Genomic DNA, 20,145 nt, shown 5'->3' with positions numbered 1-20,145 from the left:
TCCTCAGCCGCTTACTTCTTCTTCCGGCCGTCGAGCGCCGTCTTGCAAGACACGCTGAGCTGGTCGCGCTTGGCGTCGAGGCAGGCGATGACCTTGCCGCCGCCCGGCGCGATGCCGGCGCAGAATTTGTCATAGTCCGCCTTGCACGCACCGCGCGGATCGGAGGATTGTGCCGAAGCCGCTCCGGAGATCGCGGCAACGACGACGAAAGCAGCAAAGTTCAACTTGGACATTGTATCTCCGGTCTCGGAAGGCAGAAGCGCTAGCTCTACATGAAGATCGCGACATTCAACATCAACAACGTCAACCGCCGCCTGCCCAATCTGTTGGCATGGCTGCGCGCGGCAAAGCCCGATGTCGTCGCGCTTCAGGAATTGAAGGCAAGTGATGGCGAATTTCCGGCGGCCGCGATCGAAAAGGCCGGCTATGGCGCAGTGTGGCGCGGACAGAAGACATGGAACGGCGTCGCCATCCTCGCCCGCAATGCGGAGCCCATTCTCACCCGCGACCGCTTGCCTGGAAGACCGGGCGATCTCGAGGCCCGCTACATCGAGGCCGCCGTGCGCGGCATCATCGTCACCAGCATCTATCTGCCGAACGGCAATCCGCAGCCGGGACCGAAATTCGACTACAAGCTGGACTGGTTCGCGCGGCTGAAGCGCCACGCCAGGAGCTTCATCAAGCAGGATCTGCCCGTGGTGCTCGCCGGCGACTACAACGTCGCGCCAACCGAGATCGACATCTATCCGACGCGCTCATGGGACAAGGACGCGCTGGTCCAGCCGAAGAGCCGCGCGGCCTATGCCTCGCTCGTCGAGCAAGGCTGGTGCGATGCGATCCGCGAGCTGCATCCGGAAAAGCGCGTCTACACGTTCTGGGACTACAAGCGGAACCGCTGGCCGCGCGACGCTGGGCTGCGGCTCGATCATCTCCTGCTGAGCCCTGCGCTGGTCTCACGGCTGACGAAGGCGGGGGTGGACAAGAAGGTGCGCGGCGAGGATGGGGCGAGCGATCACGCGCCGGCATGGGTGGTCTTGAGATGACGGGGGAGAAGCCTCACCACTGATCCGCAATACAGACGATCTGCCGTCTCTTGCAGCGGCTCGGCCTGCGACGTTCAACACCGTCACCGCAGGCTTCGGGGGCAAAAATCGCGAAAACAACCCCATGCACAGTAGCCGACGCCAGTCGTTTCAATGGCTTAGAGCCTCCTGAATCTTGCGTCCATGCACCACATCCGGCGGTCGGGCGCTTCAGGTCGCGCCTTCATCGGGAATATTGAGGAGGACACCACAGGCCTTGCAATGAACGGCGTCGGCGTCGTGCCTCTGCAGCCCGCAATCCGGACATGGAAATCGCACCTTGTTGGGGCTGAGAAGCGCGCGGGCGAGATTGAAGAACAGGGTGACGCCGAAAATCATGATCACGACGGTGATGAGACGGCCAAGCGTTCCCGGCAGCGTGATGTCGCCGAAGCCGGTCGTCGTCAGCGCCGTAACCGTGAAATACAGCGCATCGGCATAGTTGTGGATCTGTTCGTTACGAAACTTCTGGGTCTCGTACACGAGACCGGTCATGACGAAGATGAACACGGCAAGGTTCGTGACGGCGAAGATGACCTCTTCGTTCCGGCGAAAAAACGAAGAATCGATGCGGAGCCTCGCCAGCATCTGGTAGTCGCGCAGCAGCCCCAACGTCCGCAGGATCCGGAGGAAGCCGCCGGCCTCGCCGGCAAGCGGGGCCAGAAAGGATACGATCGCAACCATGTCGGCCCACGTCGCCAGTTGGCGGAATTTCCGGAACGGGTGCCGGCCGGCGAGCAGCCGTGCGGAAAAGTCGGCAAGCAGCAGCAGGCCGAATAGGACGTCGAGCGTTTCGATGACCTCGCTGGGGTGCAGAAACGACGTGGCGATGATGAAGAGCACCGTCACGATATCGAAGACGAGCAGCGCATAGCGGAAGCGCACGCCATTCGGCGTAGCACCCTCGTACAGCCGGCGGACGTTGCTTCTGAGAGACAACAGGGTCACGGACTCATGATCGCGGTTTGCCTAGACAATTGCAACCATATCCGGTCGAGACAGGCGCGATCGGTGTTGTTGTGAGAGGTCATGGCCGACCAAGCCGGACGATGATGCCGCCCGGCAGGAGCGCTTGTTCTTGCGCCGGCCTTCGCCCCCAAAGGCACTCGCCCGCCACCAACTCCGGCATGGGAAGCGGCCGGTCGGCAAAGTTAGCGACAATCTGCAGGGTGTCTCCCTTCTCCGTCTGCCAGCGCACGTCTATCCCACCCTGATGCGGATGATCGCCGAGCAGTTCGCGGTGCGCAGAAATGAAGCCTTGTTCGATGAGCGGCACGATCTTCTCGTGCCGGATCTTCAGCAACTGCGATGTCAACGCTCGAAACTGCGCGCAGCCGGGAGAACGATCGATGTCGTTCCAGTCAAGTTTCGAGGCATGGAAAGTCCTCTCGTCACACGGGTCCGGGATCTTTGCGCGCATTTCAGGTGTCGAGAATGCCTTGAAGTGCGAGAACTCCTTGCGTCGCCCTTCCCGCGTCAACTCGGCGGCTTCTCCCGTCCAGTCTGCGAAGAACAGGAACGGCGTTTCGACAGCCGCCTCCTCACCCATGAACAGCATGGGAATATGCGGATTGAGCAGAACCAGCGCCATCGCCTGGCCGAGCTTTTCAGGACTGATCAATTTCGACAGCCGCTCACCTAAAGCCCGGTTACCGATCTGGTCGTGGTTTTGAGCGAAGAAGATGGTGGCGTCCGGCGGCAGATGGGCGCTCGGCTCGCCGCGAGGCTCGTTTTGAAGGGCGAAGACCTCGCCTTGGTAGGCAAAGCCTTCGGTGAGCGATCGCGCAAGATGTTCGAGCGGCTTGTCCGCAAACGCGCGGTAATATCCTTCGTCTTCTCCCGTCAGCAGGACATGAAGCGCATTGTGGAAATCATCACCCCACTGGGCTTCGTAATGTCTCGGACGTCCTTCCGCGCGATCCAACAGATGCGCCTGATTGGCCTCGTTCTCCAGCATCAGATGCACACGCCGGCCCGGCAATTCGTGGCGGATGGTCTCGGCAAGCTCGGCGAGAAAGTGCCGCTCGGAATCGTCCTTCAGCGCGTGAACTGCATCGAGGCGCAGCCCGTCGAAGCCGTAGTCGCGCAGCCACATCAGCGCGTTCTCGATCAGGAATTCACGCACGAAGGCACCGTCTCGTCCCTCCAGGTTGACGGCGGGTCCCCAGCCCGTGGAGTGGCGCGCGTTGAAGAAATTCTCCGCGTAGCTGTGCAGATAATTCAACTGCGGCCCGAAGTGGTTATAGACCACGTCGAGATAGACCATGATGTCCAGCGCGTGAGCTGCCCGCAACAGCCGCTTCAGATCCTGCGGCCCGCCATAGCGTGCATTGGGCGCATTCAGCAGCACCCCGTCATAGCCCCAATTGTGCCGGCCGGGGACATCGTTGATCGGCATCAGCTCGATCGCGGTGATGCCGAGATCGCGCAGATAGGGCAACCGCTTCTCGACGCCCTCATAAGTCCCCTCTTCGCTGAAGGCACCGACGTGCAGCTCGTAGATCACGGCCTCCGCCCACGGGCGCCCCGGATAGAGCGTGGCATCGCGTAGCGCCGCCGTGTCGATCACCTCGCTCGGCGCACCGACATCATCAGGCTGGAAGAACGAGGCCGGATCGGGGACGATCAGGTCCTCGTTGATCCTGAACTGATAGCGCGTGCCGGCACGCGCGGTCGGGCTGAGCAGCTGATACCAGCCGTCGTCGTCGCGCGACATCCGCTGCGGCGGTCGACCGCCCTGCAGCAACTCCACCGAGCCGGCCGTCGGGGCCCAGAGGTTGAAGCTGACGCCATGATCGACGATATGGGCACCGTGGCGCCGGGCCTGCCCGGCTATTCCAAGCTTCTCTATTCCAAATCTCTCTAAACCAAGTCTCTGAATCAATCCGTCCGCCTTTCGCACCCGCATGTTCGGAGCTGGACATGCCTCAGCGTAGCGCGATCGGTGAGCCGGTACGATCGCTTGAGGGATGTCTGCGGACGAGAAAGCTGCCGTGCGGACATTCGTTCCTTACACGAGCGTGCGCGGGAGACGCACTACCATCGACGATCTCGCGCACCCCCAACGCTGTGTACACTTTTGGACCGACCTACGAAAAAAGCTTAGCCGCACGTGGAGCTTAGGAACTTTTGCTGCGCCGCAGAATTTGAGGGACAGCGCTTCGCTGAGGAAGCGCCCTTGGAATTTAGAGATGGTTGGCAAAGGCCACTATTGTCCCGATGCAGGGACGTAGCGAATGCGGATCCTGTTCGCGACGCCTGAAGTATCAGACTTCATTCAAGTTGGCGGCCTTGCCGCCGTTTCTGCGGCCCTGCCGCGCGCCTTGCGAGATCTTGCTGACGTACGCGTCATCATCCCGGGCTATCCGGCGGTCCTGCGCGGCTTGAACGATCTCAAGCCCGTGGGTCGATGCCTGCCGTTTGCTGCCCTGCCGGCGTTCGATGTCGATCTCGGACATACCGCGGACGGTCTGGCGTACTACGTTGTGCGCTGTCCGGAGCTATTCGAGCGCGACGGCACGCCCTACGCCGATGGCAGCGGGGCGGATTGGTGCGACAACAATGTGAGGTTCGCGACCTTCTCCTACGCCGCCGCTCAGCTCGCCAGGGGGCTGGTCGACAAGGATTGGTCGGCCGATCTGGTTCACGCAAACGATTGGCAATGCGCGCTGATCCCCGGCTATCTGGAATGGCACTACGCGCACATTCCGACCGTCTTCACGATCCATAATCTGGCCTATCAGGGCGTCTTCGACCGCAGCTCTCTCGCTCCGCTCGGGATTCCCGAGGCCAGCTTCAACATCGACGGCGTCGAATTCTACAATCGCCTGTCCTTCATCAAGGCCGGCCTGGTCTATGCCTCGCACCTGACGACGGTCAGCCAGACCTATGCGCGGGAGATCACGACCGCCGAATTCGGATGCGGTCTCGAAGGGCTCCTGAGGCAGAGGGCGGACCGCAACCAATTGTCCGGCATCCTGAACGGCATCGACGAGAGCTGGGACCCGCGAACCTGCTCGTCGCTGCTGCAGCCGTTCGGGGCCGGCGACTGGACCGAACGCTCCCTGAACGCCGACGATGTCAGGGACCAGTTCGGGCTGGCGGTCTCCCGTGGCCCCCTGTTCGCCCTCGTCGCGCGTCTCGTTCATCAGAAGGGCGTCGACCTCGTGATCGAAAGCGCGCAAGCCATCGTCGATGCCGGCGGCCAGATCGTCGTCACCGGCAAGGGCGAGCCGCGGTTCGAAGAGGCCCTGCTCCAGGCGCAGGCTCGCGCGCCGCGATCCATTGCCGTCAAGATCGGCTTCGACGACGCCGAGGCGCGGAAGATATTCGCCGGCAGCGACTTCACGTTGATGCCTTCGCGCTTCGAGCCGTGTGGGCTGAGCCAGATGTACGCCCAGCGCTTCGGTTCGTTGCCGATCGGCCACCGCACCGGCGGCCTCGCCGAGACCATCGTCGACGGCGAGACCGGCTTCCTGTTCGACCATGTATCGGCGCCGGGGTTCCTTGGGAGCCTCTGCCGGGCCTTCTCGACTTTCGGCATGAAGGATCGCCTCGACCACATGCGCAGGGCCGCCATGGCCCAGGCCTTCAGCTGGAGCCGGTCCGCCAAATCCTACGCCGCGCTCTACCGATCATCGATCTAGCGGGCATCCGGGGGACGAACCATGGAGATCGCGCGGATCGCTGCACCGGGTCTTGCCGGCGCTCCGCGGCTGGACGCATGCGCGATGACCGCAATTCAAGACGCGATCGGCACGCGCCGACGCTGTCTGCCACCCGCAGGAACGGAATCAGCGGGCGACGGTTACCATCCCACACAGGAGTTGCCGCCATGCGCCGCTCGATACCAAAACCAATCCGCAACAAGCTCGACCTGACCGACCGTGCTCAGACGCGTCTCGTGAGAAAACGTTTGAGCCTGTCTGATGCCGAGCTGGCAGCGATCGTCGGACGGATCGGCAATTCGATCGCTGCGATCAGCAAGGAAGTCGCCAAGCAACGCGCCAACGCGCTGCCCAAGCCGACCGATGTGCCGCCCGCGGCAGTGATCGCCTCGGTCACGGCCACCGAGCAGGCCGCAACTGAAGTACCTGTAACAGCGCCGACATCCTGACCGGATTGTCATTGGGGGCAGACATCATTGGGGCAGACATGGACCAAAAGACGCATCCGGACGACGCCCTGACGCGGGCGGCGTCGAGCCTGCGCCGATCCCGGATCACCGAGGGCAAACCGTTCCCGCTCGGCGCCACCTGGGACGGTCTCGGCGTCAATTTCGCGTTGTTCTCGGCCCATGCCACCAAGGTCGAACTCTGCCTGTTCGACGACGACGGTGAAACCGAAGTCGAGCGGATCGAGCTTCCGGAATATACCGATGAAGTCTGGCACGGCTACCTGCCCGCCGCGCGCCCCGGCACCGTCTACGGCTATCGCGTCCATGGGCCCTATGAGCCTGACGCCGGACACCGCTTCAATCCCAACAAGCTCCTGCTCGACCCCTACGCCAAGCAGCTGGTTGGACGGCTGCGCTGGGGACCCGAGCTGTTCGGCTACCAGCTCGATCACGCCGACAAGGACCTCTCCTTCGACGAGCGCGACAGCGCACGGCTCATGCAGAAGTGCCGCGTCATCGACCCCGCGTTCACCTGGGGCGCATCGCGCAAGCCCGAAGTGCCGTGGGAACGGACGATCGTCTACGAGATGCACGTCAAAGGCTTTACGCAGCTACATCCGCTGGTGCCCGAAGCCGACCGCGGCACATTCTCGGGTCTGGCGCATGCGGAGATCCCCGCCTATCTGCGCTCACTCGGGATCACCAGCGCGGAGCTGCTGCCGATCCACGCCTTCGTCGACGACAGCTATCTGGTCGACAAAGGCCTGCGCAATTACTGGGGTTACAACTCGCTGGCCTTCTTCGCGCCGGAGCCGCGTTACCTGAAGACGCCGTCCGCGAACGAATTCAAGGAAATGGTCAACCAGTTCCATGCCCATGGCATCGAGGTTATTCTCGATGTCGTCTACAATCACACCGCCGAAGGCAACGAGCTCGGCCCGACCCTGTCGTTCAAGGGCATCGACAACGCCAGCTATTATCGCTTGCTGCCGGACCAGAAGCGCTACTACATCAACGATACCGGCACCGGAAATACGGTGAACCTGTCGCATCCGCGGGTGCTCCAGCTGGTTGCGGATTCCTTGCGCTACTGGGCAACGGAGATGCGGGTCGACGGCTTCCGTTTCGACCTCGCCACCATCCTGGCGCGCGAGCCCTATGGCTTCGACGAAGGCGGCGGCTTCCTCGACGCGTGCCGCCAGGATCCCGTACTGTCCAGCGTCAAGCTGATCGCAGAACCCTGGGACATCGGCCCCGGCGGTTACCAGGTCGGCCAGTATCCGCCCGGATGGGCCGAATGGAACGACAAGTTCAGGGACACCGTGCGTGCGTTCTGGAAGGGTGACGAAGGCACGCTCGCAGACTTGGCCAAGCGGGTGTCCGGATCCGGAGACCTCTTCAACAAGCGCGGACGGCGGCCATGGGCCAGCGTCAATTTCGTCACGGCGCATGACGGCTTCAACCTCAACGATCTCGTCTCGTACAACGAGAAGCACAATGAGGCGAACGGGGAGGACAATCGCGACGGTCACAGCAACAACCACTCCTGGAATTGCGGGGCGGAAGGCCCGACGGACGATCCCGAGATCGTCGCGCTACGCGAACGCCAGAAGCGGAACCTGCTTGCAACCATGCTGCTGTCGCACGGCACGCCGATGCTGCTTGCGGGTGACGAGTTCGGGCACACCCAGAATGGCAACAACAATGCCTATGCCCAGGACAACGAGACCGCCTGGCTCGACTGGATGGGGATCACGGCAAACGGCCGTAACCTCCGTGAGTTCACGCGCAAGCTGATCGTGACGCGCAAGGCATTTCCCATCCTCTACCGAAGCCGTTTCCTAGTCGGCTCCCACAATGAAGAGCTCGACGTCAAGGACGTGACGTGGCTGTCGCCTTCCGGCGACGAGATGAGCACCGAACAATGGGAGGACGGCAACGCCAAGTGCTTCGGCATGCTGCTCGACGGACGCGCCCAGGAGACCGGCATCAAGCGCCGCGGCTCGGACGCGACGATGCTTCTGATCTACAACGCCCATTACGACGTCGTGAATTTCGCCCTGCCGCCCGTCACCGACGGAAGCCGCTGGCTTGGGCTGATCGACACCAATCAGCCCGATGTCCAGATGCCTGCCTTCGAGTTCGGGCACGCCTACGAGGTGACAGGACGATCGCTCGTCGTCTTTGGCCTTGCCACCGAGAATGTGGCGACGCGCCGCCTGCGCCAAGGTCTCGGCGCGCTGCTCGATGTCGCGGAGGCGCCGCTGCCCGACTAGACGTCCAGCCATCGCCACAAATCCGGCAGGGCGCGACCGCCTCGCCCTGCCCGGCTCCGCTCGCTACACTCCTTGCGATTCCCGGAGCCTCGCCCGTGGCCTTTCTCTTCGTCCTCATCGTCGGCCTCGTCGCCGGCACCATCTCAGGCATCGTCGGCACCGGCTCGTCGATCATGCTGATGCCGGTGCTGGTCTATGCCTACGGGCCGAAGGAAGCGGTGCCGATCATGGCGGTCGCGTCCGTGATGGCGAACTTTTCGCGCATTCTGGCCTGGTGGCGGGAGGTCGACTGGCGGGCCTGCGCGGCCTATTCGGTGACGGGCATTCCGGCCGCCGTGCTCGGCGCACGGACGCTGCTGGCGCTGCCTTCGCACGCCGTTGACCTCGCCATCGGCGTCTTCCTGATTGCGATGGTGCCGGTGCGGCACTGGCTGGCGCGGCACGACCTCAAGGCCAATCTCTGGCATCTGGCGATCGGCGGCGCGGTGATCGGCTATCTCACCGGCATCGTGGTCTCGACCGGTCCGCTCAGCGTGCCGCTGTTCCTGTTCTACGGCCTCTCCAGGGGTGCTTTCCTTGCGACCGAGGCAGCGAGCTCACTCGGCCTCTACTTCGCGAAATCCGTGACCTTCGAGCGCTTCGGCGCGCTGACCGGCGACGTCTTCATGAAGGGCCTGATCGCGGGCTCCTCGCTGATGTCGGGCGCCTTCATCGCAAAACGCTTCGTGCTGCACCTGAAGCCGGACTTGTTCCGCCTGGTGATGGACGCGATCATGATCGCGGCCGGGCTCTCGATGCTGTGGAACGCGACGCAGCCGTAATCGCCTGCGCTCAGGCGGCGAATTCGGGCGCGATCGACGGGCTGTCGGTGACGATGCGGCTCCCGGCCCTCGGCCGTTTCTCGAGCCATTCCAGCACGGCGTCGAGCGGCTGCGGCCGCTGGTAGAGATAGCCCTGCCCGAACCTCACGCCCATCTCGCGCATGGCCGCCGCCTGCCCGGGCCGCTCGATGCCTTCGGCGACCAAAGTGAGCCCCAGCGTGCCGGCGAGCGATGCGATCACGCCGACAATCGCCTTGTCTTCCGCGCTATCGGGAATCTCGCTGATGAAGGCCTTGTCGATCTTGACCTTGTCGAGCGGGAAGCGCCTGAGATGAGCGAGCGAGCTGTAGCCGGTGCCGAAATCGTCGAGCGCGATGGTAGCACCCAGGCGGCGCAAGCGATGCAGCGTCTCGGTCGCGCTGGCGATGTTGTTGATCAGCGATCCCTCGGTGATCTCGAGCTCGAGCGAACTGGCCGCAACGTCGAAGCGCGCGCAGGTCGCGCGCAGCTCGGCGGCGAGCGAGTGGTCGGCAAGCTCGGACGGCGGCAGATTGATCGCGATCCGGATTTGCGACCTGCCGGCGGCGGCCAGGCGTTGCAAGGCCCGGCAGGCATCGGTCAGCACGTAGCGGGTCAGCTGCGCATTGTTGCCGCTGCGTTCGATCAGCGGCAGGAATTCGCCGGGACCGATCACGCCATGTTCGGGATGGCGCCAGCGGATCAGCGCCTCCAGGCCGACGACGTCGTGGCTTTCGAGGTCGACCTGGCTCTGGTACCAGACCTCGAACTGTCGCTCGGCAAAGCCGGCGGGAATGGCGAGTTCGAGATCCCTGTCGCGGCGGTAATCGCGCTGGAGCGCTTCGTCCAGCACGGCGACCGTGCCGGGCGCCTTGCTCTTGGCGTGATAGAGCGCGATGTCGGCCAGCGTCGGCAGATGCGACAACTCCGGATCGTCGGCGCGGCGCACGGCGAGGCCGATGCTGGCGCGCGGCACGACCTGCTTGTCGTGAAGCCGAATCGGTTCGGAAATGGTGTCCAGCACCTGCTGGGCGAATGCGTGCGCCGCCTTTTCGTGACCGACCTCGGGACGGATGACGACGAATTCGTCGCCGCCGAGCCGGGCGACCCAGTCCTCCGCTTCGACCGCGCCGCGAAGGCGCTCGGCGATATGAACCAGGAAATTGTCGCCGGCCTCGTGGCCGAAAGTGTCGTTGATACCCTTGAAGTCGTCGAGATCGATGAAGCAGAACGCGACCAGCGCGTCCGGCCTGCCTCCATCGCGGCTCGCCACGGCCAGCCGCTCGGTCAGGGAGCGCCGGTTGGGCAGTCCCGTGAGCGGATCGTGCCCGGCCATGTGCCCGAGCCGGTCGAGCGCGCCCGATGTCGTGTGCTGCATGGCGTTGAAGGCGCGCGCGAGCTGGCCGAATTCGTTGGAGGATTTGACGTCCGCCGGATAGGCCCGGCCGTCCTGCTTGCTGCGCTGGATCGCCGACATCATGGCCGCCAGCGGCCTGCCGATGAAGATGTTGGCGGAGATCCGCATCGCGATCAGGGTCGCCAACGTCGCGAGCAGGCCGACGACCAGCAGGCGCACCATCCGGCTGCCCGCGTCCGCGTAGAGCCCCGCATGGGAATAAGCGATCACGATACGGCCGGCCTGAACCGCCATGTTGCCGTTGCTGTAATGGACCGGGCGCGAGATCTCTGCGATCGAATGGTCTTCGGAGCGCGCCACCACGCGGGCGATCGCTGCGCCCGTATCGTCATAGACGGTCGCTCCCGCGATGGTCTCGTCGTTCATGATCTCGTTGAGCACGCCCGTCACCTGGTCGTAGCGCATCTTCCAGAGCGGCTCGGCGATCAGCTCGGCCCGGCTCTCGGCGACGCGGGCCATGTGGGCGTCGAGCTGACTGATCTGCGACCAGAAGCTCGAAGCTTCCATGCCGGTTGAGGCGAGCAATTGCACCAGCAGCAGCACGGGTACCGTAGCCCAGATCATGGCGCGAACGACCGGGCGCAAGCGCGGCGCGGCCGGCTCGAGGCGTTCGGGATCAGTCATCGCCTCATCCTTGCTCATCAGTCGGCAACGCCTTCGGGAACCGGCAGGGACGAAATGAGCGCGTCGAGGGAAAAGTCATAATGGCCGCAGCGACCCGCCTTCGCCCTGAAGCGGGCGAAGTCGATCCGGTCGAACGCTCGCGTCTTGATGAGGTCGCCGACCGAACCGAGATTTTGGCGCGTGATCGCGGACGTCTTGACCTCGACCCGAGGCGACACAGCCGCGAAATCGCAGCCGTCGGCATAGTCGCGCAACAGGACGATCGACCAGCCGCCGAGCAGAAAATGCCCGCCGTCGGTCAGCAGCAGGCGGCCTGCCCTGATCTCGCGCAGCGCCTCCTCCGACCAGTTGAGGCCAACGAGCTGGATGTCGCGGCCAGGCACGAGGCCGGCGGCAATCACCGCGCGCATCGCACCGAGCGCCATGGGATCGTTGCCGGCCCAGATACCGGCCGGGCGGATCTCCTTGCGCGATGCCCAGCTTAGATAATTCGCGGTGACAGTCTCGGCCTCCGACTGCGTCCAGTTGGCGAACAGCAACCGGTCCACCACAACGTCAGGCGCGGCATCCACCGCGAGCTTGAGACCGGCGTTGCGCACGATCGAGGCGGGCGTGATCTCGTCCCCGCCGATGCCGAGAAGGTGGATCTTGCCGTCCGGGCTCTGCCATCTCTCGTCACGCGCGGCGGTGATCAGGGCGTTGGCCATCCGGGCGCCCGCCGTCTGGAGATCGGTCGTGATATCGCCGAGCCAGGTCTTGAGTTTTTGGCGCGGCGGGCCGAGACGCACCGCATCCTCGCCGATCAGCGTGTTCGAGAGCAGCAACGTCTTGACGCCGGCAGCCTCGGCCGCTTCCACGATCGGGACGGCGGCGGATTCCTCGTTCGACAGGATGAGGAAATCGGGCTTGTCGCGACGCGCCAGCACGCCGAAGCCGAGCTCCTGCATGGTGCGATAATTGCGCTCGCTGGTCAGCACCTCGACATGCGCGTCGAGCTTGCGGCCAGCGGCCTGCATGGTCTGCGCGACCATGTCCCAATAGACCTCGCCGGTCTTGCCGGGATTGACGAAGACGATGTCGAGACGCTTCGCAGCAGCCGCAACGGCGCCTCCTGGCGGCATGAGAACGCCCCAGGCCATGCCCGCAGCGAGCAATATCCGCAAAAATCCCGTCATTCGTGTCGCCATCCCCGCTTGGTTCCAATGCTGGACCCGCGTCCGCTAACATTTGGCAAAGTTCCGCAGGGCGCGGCCGGTAGAGCTAACAAAGGGTGTATCGGGCACATGGAATTGCGGTATCCGAGGTGCCGCCCAGTTCGCTCCTCGACCTGTCATTCCGTGCTATCAGCAAACCCGAAACCCGCGACTCGCTGTCCCCATGGCCAAGAACACGCTTTCCTTCGTCTGCCAGAACTGCGGCGCGGCCTATAACCGCTGGCAGGGCAAGTGCGAATCCTGCGGCGAGTGGAATACGCTCGCCGAGGAGGATGCCACCGGCAGCGTCCCCGTCTCGATCCGCTCCAAGCGCAAGGGACGGACGTTTGCGCTGGAGAGCCTGTCGGGGAAAACCCAGGATGCGCCTCGCCTGTCCTCAGGCATGACCGAACTCGACCGCGTCACCGGCGGCGGCTTCGTCCGTGGCTCGGTGCTGCTGGTCGGCGGCGATCCCGGCATCGGCAAATCGACGCTGCTGACGCAGGCCACCAGCATGATGGCGCGTGCCGGCCACCGCATCGTCTACATATCGGGCGAAGAGGCGGTCGCGCAGGTGCGGCTGCGCGCAGAACGGCTTGGGCTGTCGGATGCACCGGTGCAGCTCGCCGCCGAAACCTCGGTCGAGGACATTGTCTCGACGCTGTCCGAGGGCGCGGTGCCCCGGCTGATCGTGATCGATTCGATCCAGACGATGTGGACCGACACGGTGGAATCGGCGCCCGGCACCGTGACGCAGGTCCGCGCCTCGGCGCAGGCGCTGATCCGTTTCGCCAAGAAGACGGGCGCTGCCATCATCCTGGTCGGCCATGTCACCAAGGACGGCCAGATCGCCGGCCCCCGCGTGGTCGAGCACATGGTCGACGCCGTGCTTTCGTTCGAGGGCGAAGGCTCGCAGCAATTCCGCATCCTGCGCGCCGTGAAGAACCGTTTCGGTCCGACCGACGAGATCGGCGTGTTCGAGATGACGGGCCTGGGCTTGCGCGAAGTCACCAACCCCTCCGAGCTGTTCCTGTCGGAGCGCGACCTCGGCACGCCGGGCACCGCAGTGTTCGCGGGCATCGAGGGCACGAGGCCCGTTCTGGTCGAATTGCAGGCGCTGGTGGCGCCGACCTCTCTCGGGACACCGCGGCGCGCCGTGGTTGGCTGGGACCCGAGTCGTCTGTCGATGGTGCTGGCGGTGCTGGAAGCCCATTGCGGCGTCAAGCTGTCCGGCCACGACGTCTATCTGAACGTCGCCGGCGGACTGCGCATCCACGAGCCGGCGGCCGACCTCGCCGCCGCCGCGGCATTGGTGTCATCCTTGGTTAATGCGCAGTTGCCGACGGATGCGGTCTATTTCGGCGAGATCTCGCTGTCCGGCGTGGTGCGCCCGGTGGCGCAGACCCCAGCCCGGCTGAAGGAAGCCGCGAAACTCGGCTTCCAGCGCGCCGTGCTGCCCGAATCGGCCCGGGGCGAGAGCGGCGGCGATGCCGGATTGACGCTGAACGCGGTCAACAGCCTGACGACATTGGTGGCCGAGATCGCCGCCCGCGGCTCCCGCCGGGGCGAATCGAACGCGCCGGCGGAGAAAAATGCCACACCGGCAAGATTCCGCCGTGGAGAGGGTTAGGTGGAGGTGACGCCGGAGGCCCCCGCCGCTATACAGCCGTCACAAAAGCAGCATGGGATTGCGTGGTTGCGGCCTTGCCGGGAACGCCGTCTGCCCCTCTTTTAGGGCAGCGGCCAAACACCGATTCGGCTAGAGCACCTTCGACGTACGAGCGGACCAGACCAGCCGATGCCAGTAACACTCCTCGACCTGATCCTGCTCGGTGTGATGCTGATTTCGGGCCTGCTCGCCATGGTCCGCGGCTTCATGCGCGAAATCCTGTCGATCGCGGCCTGGGGCGCGGCGGCGATCGTGACGCTGTACTCGTTCTCGAAGCTGCTGCCGACCGCCAAGAGCTATTTCAACAACGACACTGTGGCGAGCGTCGTCGTCGTCGCCGGTGTGTTCGTGGGCACCCTGGTCGTGGTCTCCGTGATCACGGTCCGGATCTCCGACATGATCCTGGATTCCAGGATCGGCGCCCTGGATCGGACCCTCGGCTTCCTGTTTGGGCTGGCTCGCGGGCTTTTGATCGTCGTGGTCGCCTTCCTGTTCTTCACCTGGCTGGTTCCGGACAAGCAGCGTCCGGACTGGGTCACGGGGGCCAAATCCCGCGTGGTGCTGCAGGGAACCGGGGATTGGCTGATGGCGCTCTTGCCTGACGACCCCGAGAACACCATCTTGAAGAGATTCAAGAAAAACAAACCAGATGATGATCAAGCTGAATCCGAGCAGCAGCCTTCGGGCAGTGGCGACGGATACAGTAAACCTGCTCGTGACGGCCTGAAAAAGCTGATCGAGAAACCTGCGGCGCGTTGATTTAGCCCCAAAAGAGAGGCGCGGACGAGATGCGATACCCTGACCAGGACGCCCAATCTGATCTCGATCCCAACGCCGGCCCGGGCCCGGCCGCGCTGGAGGTTCAGGACGACCTGGAAGGAGATACGCTGCGCGAGGAATGCGGCGTCTTCGGCATCTACGGCCACCCTGACGCCGCCGCCATCACCGCGCTCGGCCTGCACGCCCTTCAGCACCGCGGTCAGGAAGCGGCCGGCATCGTCTCCTACGACGGCAGTCGCTTCCACAGTGAACGCCGGCTCGGCCTCGTCGGCGACACCTTCTCCCGCCGCGAGGTGATCGACCGCCTGCCCGGCAATATGGCCGTCGGCCATGTCCGCTACTCCACCACCGGCGCCACCATCCTGCGCAACGTGCAGCCGCTGTTCGCTGAGCTCAATGCCGGCGGCCTCGCGGTCGCGCACAACGGCAACCTCACCAACGGCCTGACGCTGCGCCGCGAGCTCGTGAAGAGCGGCGCGATGATGCAGTCGACCACCGACACCGAGGTGATCCTGCACCTGGTCGCGCGCTCCAGGCGCAGCCGCTTCATCGAGCGCTACATCGACGCGCTGCGCGAGATCGAGGGCGCCTATGCGCTGGTCTCGCTGACCAACAAGAAGCTGGTCGGCGCGCGCGATCCGCGCGGTATCCGTCCCCTGGTGCTCGGCGAGCTCGACGGCTGCCCGATCCTGACGTCGGAGACCTGCGCGCTCGACATCATCGGCGCCCGCTTCGTCCGCGACATCGAGCCCGGCGAAGTCATCGTGTTCGACGAGAGCGGCCAGGACATTCACAAGCCGTTCCCGCCGATGGCGCCGCGCCCCTGCATCTTCGAATACATCTACTTCTCCCGTCCGGATTCCATCGTCCACGGCCGCTCCGTCTACGAAGTGCGCAAGGCCTTCGGCGCACAGCTCGCGCGCGAGAGCCACGTGCCGATCGACGTCGTGGTGCCGGTGCCGGATTCCGGCGTGCCCGCCGCGGTTGGCTACAGCCAGCATTCGGGCGTGCCGTTCGAGCTCGGCATCATCCGCAACCACTATGTCGGCCGCACCTTCATCCAGCCGACGCAGGCGATCCGCGAATCCGGCGTGCGCATGAAGCATTCCGCCAACCGCGCCGCGATCGAAGGCAAGCGCATCATCCTGATCGACGATTCGCTGGTGCGCGGCACCACTTCGAAGAAGATCGTTCGCATGATGCGCGATGCCGGCGCCAAGGAAGTGCACTTCCGCCTCGCTTCGCCCCCGATCCTCTATCCCGACTATTACGGCATCGACCTACCGGATCGCGGCGGGCTTCTGGCGGCGACGCATTCGCTGGAGGAGATGCGCGAGATCATCGGCGCCGACTCGCTCGCCTTCCTGTCGATCGACGGCATGTACCGCGCGATGGGCGAGCCCGGCCGCGACCCGGCCAATCCGAAATTCTCGGATCACTGCTTCACCGGCGCTTATCCGACCCACCTCACCGACCAGACCCAGACCGAGCAGCAGCCGCGGCAGCTGTCGCTGCTGGCGGAAGCGAGCTGAGGACGGGGCCGTCATCTCGGGGCGCGCGATAGCGCGTACCTGAGGATCTCGATGTCGTCTTGTAAGCTCTGGATTCCGGGTTCGATGCTTCGCATCGCCCCGGAATGACGAGCACGCGGGGGCTTGTCCCGGCTGTCCACGCCTGTAAAACCCCTCGCATGACCAATCCCCTCGCCGACCGCATCGCTCTCGTCACCGGCGCCTCGCGCGGCATCGGCTATGCCACGGCCATCGCGCTCGCCAAGGCCGGCGCGCATATCGTTGCCACCGCGCGCACGCAAGGCGGGCTTGAGGAGCTCGACGACGAGATCCGGAAACTGGGCGGCAGCGCCACGCTGGTACCGCTGAACCTCACCGATTCCGACGGCATCGCGCGGCTCGGCGCCGGCCTGCACGAACGTTACGGCAAGCTCGACATCCTCGTCGGCAATGCCGGCGTGCTCGGCCCGTCCTCGCCGATCGGCCATATTGAGCTGAAGACCTTCACCGACGTGATGGCCGTCAACGTCTCCGCCAACTTCCAGCTGATCCGCTGCATGGAGCCGCTGTTGAAGCAGTCCGACGCCGGCCGCGCCGTGTTCGTCACTTCGGGTGCCGCCAACAAGGCGACGGCCTATGTCAGCCCCTACGCGGCGTCCAAGGCCGCGCTGGAGACGCTGGCCCGCGCCTGGGCGCAGGAGACCGCGAACACCAAGCTACGCGTCAATCTGTTCAACCCCGGCCCGGTCCGCACCCGCATGCGCGCCACGCTGATGCCGGGCGAAGACCCGGCGACGCTCGACACGGCCGAGCAGGTCGCCGAATTCATCGTGCCGATGTGCGCGCCCGACTGGACCGAGACCGGCAAATTCTACGACTACAAGACCCGCAGCCTGATGAGCTTCCGTTCGCCCGCGTAAGTCCCTAGCCTGATTGACTCGACTGCCTCCCCGCGATTGACTGCCCGCGCTCAAGCGGCAGCAAGCCGCACGCCAGAAAAGGGAGGTTGCCATGGCGCCATGGCATGATCGCGCAGGCTCTGCGTCTGCGCTCGTACGTCACGCTCTCTCCATTCTGATCGCAGCCGTCGTCTTCGCGCTTCCATGTGCGGCGATCGCCGGCGACGTTCCGACCTTCGCGGTCGATGCCTCCTGGCCGAAGCAGCTGCCGAACAACTGGATCCTCGGCCAGGTCGGCGGCATCACCGTCGATGGGCAGGGCCATATCTGGGTGATCCATCGCCCGCGCTCGCTCACCGATGACGAGAAGGGCGCGAGCCTCAACCCGCCGCGCTCGAAATGCTGCATCTCAGCACCGCCCGTGCTCGAGTTCGATGCCGAGGGCAATCTGCTGCGCTCATGGGGTGGTCCCGGCCAGGGCTACGAATGGGTCGGCCGCGAGCATGGCATCGAGGTCGACGAGCGCGGCTTCGTCTGGATCGGCGGCAACGCCGACAACGACAACGCGATTCTGAAGTTCACGCTCGACGGCAAGTTCGTCGCCCAGATCGGCAAGATCGCGCCGAGCCTCGGCAGCAACGACACGACGCAGCTCGGCAAGCCCGCCGAGACCGCGATCGACAAGGAGGCCAACGAGATCTACGTCGCCGACGGCTACGGCAACCGCCGCGTCATCGTGTTCGATGCGACGACGCTCGCCTACAAGCGGCATTGGGGCGCCTATGGCAACAAGCCCGACGACGCCAAGCAAGGGCCGTACGATCCCAAGGCGCAGGCCGCGCAGCAATTCGGCAATCCCGTGCACTGCGTGAAGCTCGCCAATGACGGCCTCGTCTATGTTTGCGACCGCATCAATAACCGCATCCAGGTGTTCAAGAAGGACGGCAGCTTCGTGAAGGAGTTCTTCTTCGAGAAGAACACGCTCGGCAACGGCGCGGTGTGGGACATCGCGATCTGGCCCGATCCGAAGCAGACCTGGCTGCTCAGCGCCGACGGCGAGAACAACGAGATCAGGGTGATCAAGCGCGACGACGGCAGCGTAGTCGGCAGCTTCGGGCACAACGGCCGCAACGCCGGTCAATTCCACTGGGTGCATGCCATGGCGATCGACGCCAAGGGTAATGTCTATACCGCCGAGGTCGACACCGGAAAGCGCATCCAGAAATTCAAGCTGACATCGGACGCGCTCAAATAGCGTCTCAACGCATTTTGCCCAAAAGTTAACCGATAGATGACGCTACGACGCAGCGTCATCCGGCTTTAGGCGCATTGCCGCCGGCCCTGGGACAGGCTAGAGCCATCAGCCGGAACAAGGCTCCGCAAGAGAGCCGTCCGCATATTTGACAATGGAGGAAACCTTTTATGACGACGACGCTCGTGCGCCGCTCCGCGGCCCTTCTGGCCTGTGCCGCCTTCGGCTTTGCAACATCCGCCTACGCGCAGGACAAGACCGTCAAGATCGGCGTGCTCAACGACATGTCGAGCCTCTATGCCGACATCGGCGGCCCCAATTCCGTGGTTGCGATCAAGATGGCGGTCGAGGATTCCGGCCTGCTCAAGAAAGGCTGGAAGATCGACGTTATCAGCGGCGATCACCAGAACAAGCCCGACGTCGGCGTCAACATCGCCCGGCAGTGGATCGACAACGAGAAGGTCGATGCGATTGCCGATACGCCGAACTCCGGTGTCGCGCTGGCGGTCAGCAATCTCGTCAAGGAAAAGAATGCGGTCCTGCTTAATTCCGGCGCCGCCTCCGCCGACCTGACCGGCAAGGCCTGCACGCCGAACACGGTCTCCTACACCTATGACACCTACATGCTGGCCAACGGCACCGGCAAGGCGTTGACCAAGGCCGGCGGTGACAGTTGGTTCTTCCTGACCGCGGATTATGCCTTCGGCCACGCGCTCGAACGCGACACTACGGCGGTCGTGACCGCAAACGGCGGCAAGGTGCTTGGCAGCGTCAAGCATCCGATCAACACCGCGGACTTCTCGTCCTTCCTGCTCCAGGCACAATCGTCCAAGGCCAAGGTCGTGGGCCTCGCCAATGCCGGCGGCGACACCACGAACTCGATCAAGCAGGCGGCCGAATTCGGCATCGTCTCCGCCGGTCAGAAGCTCGCGGCATTGCTGCTGTTCATCAACGACGTGCATTCGCTGGGCCTGAAGACCGCACAGGGGCTGACCTTCACGGAATCGTTCTACTGGGACCTGAACGACAAGACCCGCGAATGGTCCAAGCGTTTCTCGGCGCTCGCGAGCAAGAACGCGATGCCGTCGATGACCCAAGCCGGCAACTACGCGATGGTGCTGCACTATCTGAAGGCGATGGACGCGCTCGGCGGCAATCCGCATGACGGCGCCAAGGTCGTCGCCAAGATGAAGGAGCTGCCGACCGACGATCCGCTGTTCGGCAACGGACCGCTGCGTCAGGACGGCCGCCGCCTCATCCCGGCCTACCTGTTCGAGGTGAAGAAGCCCGAGGAGTCGAAGGGGCCGTGGGACTATTACAAGCAGATCGCCACGATCTCGGCGGAAGACGCCGCCAAGCCGCTCAAGGACAGCGAGTGTCCGCTGGTGAAGAAGTAACCGCCAGAGCGTAGCACACATCGTAGGGCGGGTTAGCCGCAAGGCGTAACCCGCCTCTTTTCTTACGCAGAGGGAGATGGCGGATTACGC

General features: G+C 64.3%; 16 protein-coding genes. 11 read left to right on the top strand and 5 right to left on the bottom strand.

Translation table 11 applies throughout. The features are described from left to right. Positions 1-11: 11 nt before the first annotated feature. Entirely contained in the window at positions 12-233 is a 222-nt protein-coding gene (locus CIT39_RS15120) for a cysteine rich repeat-containing protein (RefSeq protein WP_094896666.1), read from the bottom strand. Between the two features lie 39 nt (positions 234-272). On the opposite strand from CIT39_RS15120, the gene CIT39_RS15115 reads away from it, so the two are divergent. After that, positions 273-1,043: an exodeoxyribonuclease III gene (locus CIT39_RS15115; protein WP_094974537.1), complete on the top strand. Its 771-nt coding sequence runs from the start codon at positions 273-275 to the stop codon at positions 1,041-1,043. Between the two features lie 210 nt (positions 1,044-1,253). Here CIT39_RS15115 and CIT39_RS15110 read toward each other — a convergent pair whose 3' ends face one another. Beyond that, entirely contained in the window at positions 1,254-2,030 is a 777-nt protein-coding gene (locus CIT39_RS15110) for a potassium channel family protein (RefSeq protein WP_094974538.1), read from the bottom strand. Positions 2,031-2,109: 79 nt separating this feature from the next. Beyond that, positions 2,110-3,918 carry a malto-oligosyltrehalose trehalohydrolase gene (gene treZ, locus CIT39_RS15105; protein WP_094974748.1) on the bottom strand — a complete coding sequence of 603 codons (1,809 nt, stop codon included), beginning with the start codon at positions 3,916-3,918 and terminating at the stop codon, positions 2,110-2,112. A 400-nt stretch (positions 3,919-4,318) separates the two neighbouring features. Here treZ and glgA point away from each other — a divergent pair, with 400 nt between their 5' ends. From glgA to CIT39_RS15085, 4 genes are all read left to right on the top strand, one after another. Next, positions 4,319-5,728 (top strand): glycogen synthase GlgA, encoded by a 1,410-nt coding sequence (gene glgA / locus CIT39_RS15100; protein WP_094974539.1) that lies wholly within the window; start codon positions 4,319-4,321, stop codon positions 5,726-5,728. Positions 5,729-5,916: 188 nt separating this feature from the next. Beyond that, positions 5,917-6,198, top strand: coding sequence for a DUF3606 domain-containing protein (locus tag CIT39_RS15095; RefSeq protein WP_094974540.1), 282 nt, complete (start codon positions 5,917-5,919; stop codon positions 6,196-6,198). Between the two features lie 38 nt (positions 6,199-6,236). After that, positions 6,237-8,474 (top strand): glycogen debranching protein GlgX, encoded by a 2,238-nt coding sequence (glgX, locus tag CIT39_RS15090; protein ID WP_094974541.1) that lies wholly within the window; start codon positions 6,237-6,239, stop codon positions 8,472-8,474. A 95-nt stretch (positions 8,475-8,569) separates the two neighbouring features. Continuing rightward, on the top strand, positions 8,570-9,295 hold the full coding sequence (locus tag CIT39_RS15085) for a sulfite exporter TauE/SafE family protein (protein WP_094974542.1): 726 nt from the start codon (positions 8,570-8,572) through the stop codon (positions 9,293-9,295). A gap of 10 nt (positions 9,296-9,305) precedes the next feature. On the opposite strand, the gene CIT39_RS15080 is transcribed toward CIT39_RS15085, so the two are convergent. Then, positions 9,306-11,354: a putative bifunctional diguanylate cyclase/phosphodiesterase gene (locus CIT39_RS15080; RefSeq protein WP_162308509.1), complete on the bottom strand. Its 2,049-nt coding sequence runs from the start codon at positions 11,352-11,354 to the stop codon at positions 9,306-9,308. 17 nt (positions 11,355-11,371) lie between these two features. After that, the gene (locus CIT39_RS15075; protein WP_244607583.1) at positions 11,372-12,529 is read right to left on the bottom strand and encodes an ABC transporter substrate-binding protein; all 1,158 of its coding nucleotides are present in this window, start codon (positions 12,527-12,529) and stop codon (positions 11,372-11,374) included. Positions 12,530-12,731: 202 nt separating this feature from the next. Between CIT39_RS15075 and radA the strand changes: the two genes are divergently transcribed. From radA to CIT39_RS15045, 6 genes are all read left to right on the top strand, one after another. Continuing rightward, a complete protein-coding gene (radA, locus tag CIT39_RS15070; RefSeq protein ID WP_094974545.1) occupies positions 12,732-14,177 on the top strand; it encodes a DNA repair protein RadA in 1,446 nt (481 codons plus the stop codon). 168 nt (positions 14,178-14,345) lie between these two features. After that, positions 14,346-14,975, top strand: a complete 630-nt coding sequence (locus tag CIT39_RS15065) for a CvpA family protein (RefSeq protein ID WP_094896648.1) — start codon at positions 14,346-14,348, stop codon at positions 14,973-14,975. 29 nt (positions 14,976-15,004) lie between these two features. Beyond that, positions 15,005-16,528 (top strand): amidophosphoribosyltransferase, encoded by a 1,524-nt coding sequence (gene purF / locus CIT39_RS15060; RefSeq protein ID WP_094974546.1) that lies wholly within the window; start codon positions 15,005-15,007, stop codon positions 16,526-16,528. 158 nt (positions 16,529-16,686) lie between these two features. Beyond that, positions 16,687-17,427 carry an SDR family NAD(P)-dependent oxidoreductase gene (locus CIT39_RS15055; protein ID WP_094974547.1) on the top strand — a complete coding sequence of 247 codons (741 nt, stop codon included), beginning with the start codon at positions 16,687-16,689 and terminating at the stop codon, positions 17,425-17,427. 91 nt (positions 17,428-17,518) lie between these two features. Beyond that, entirely contained in the window at positions 17,519-18,661 is a 1,143-nt protein-coding gene (locus CIT39_RS15050) for an NHL repeat-containing protein (RefSeq protein ID WP_094974548.1), read from the top strand. Between the two features lie 167 nt (positions 18,662-18,828). Next, on the top strand, positions 18,829-20,055 hold the full coding sequence (locus CIT39_RS15045; RefSeq protein ID WP_094974549.1) for an ABC transporter substrate-binding protein: 1,227 nt from the start codon (positions 18,829-18,831) through the stop codon (positions 20,053-20,055). Positions 20,056-20,145: the final 90 nt, after the last annotated feature.

Origin of the sequence: Bradyrhizobium symbiodeficiens (assembly GCF_002266465.3) — a bacterium.
Taxonomy (GTDB): Bacteria; Pseudomonadota; Alphaproteobacteria; order Rhizobiales; family Xanthobacteraceae; genus Bradyrhizobium; species Bradyrhizobium symbiodeficiens.
This window is presented reverse-complemented; position numbering and strand designations above follow the sequence as displayed.

Excerpts from the sequence above, each read along its gene's own strand:
- CIT39_RS15050 (WP_094974548.1), top strand. The coding sequence starts at position 17,519 with ATGGCGCCATGGCATGATCGCGCAGGCTCTGCGTCTGCGCTCGTACGT.
- glgA (WP_094974539.1), top strand. The coding sequence starts at position 4,319 with ATGCGGATCCTGTTCGCGACGCCTGAAGTATCAGACTTCATTCAAGTT.
- purF (WP_094974546.1), top strand. The coding sequence starts at position 15,005 with ATGCGATACCCTGACCAGGACGCCCAATCTGATCTCGATCCCAACGCC.
- CIT39_RS15115 (WP_094974537.1), top strand. The coding sequence starts at position 273 with ATGAAGATCGCGACATTCAACATCAACAACGTCAACCGCCGCCTGCCC.
- CIT39_RS15055 (WP_094974547.1), top strand. The coding sequence starts at position 16,687 with ATGACCAATCCCCTCGCCGACCGCATCGCTCTCGTCACCGGCGCCTCG.
- glgX (WP_094974541.1), top strand. The coding sequence starts at position 6,237 with ATGGACCAAAAGACGCATCCGGACGACGCCCTGACGCGGGCGGCGTCG.
- CIT39_RS15120 (WP_094896666.1), bottom strand. The coding sequence starts at position 233 with ATGTCCAAGTTGAACTTTGCTGCTTTCGTCGTCGTTGCCGCGATCTCC.
- CIT39_RS15065 (WP_094896648.1), top strand. The coding sequence starts at position 14,346 with ATGCCAGTAACACTCCTCGACCTGATCCTGCTCGGTGTGATGCTGATT.
- CIT39_RS15080 (WP_162308509.1), bottom strand. The coding sequence starts at position 11,354 with ATGACTGATCCCGAACGCCTCGAGCCGGCCGCGCCGCGCTTGCGCCCG.
- CIT39_RS15045 (WP_094974549.1), top strand. The coding sequence starts at position 18,829 with ATGACGACGACGCTCGTGCGCCGCTCCGCGGCCCTTCTGGCCTGTGCC.
- CIT39_RS15075 (WP_244607583.1), bottom strand. The coding sequence starts at position 12,529 with ATGACGGGATTTTTGCGGATATTGCTCGCTGCGGGCATGGCCTGGGGC.
- CIT39_RS15095 (WP_094974540.1), top strand. The coding sequence starts at position 5,917 with ATGCGCCGCTCGATACCAAAACCAATCCGCAACAAGCTCGACCTGACC.
- radA (WP_094974545.1), top strand. The coding sequence starts at position 12,732 with ATGGCCAAGAACACGCTTTCCTTCGTCTGCCAGAACTGCGGCGCGGCC.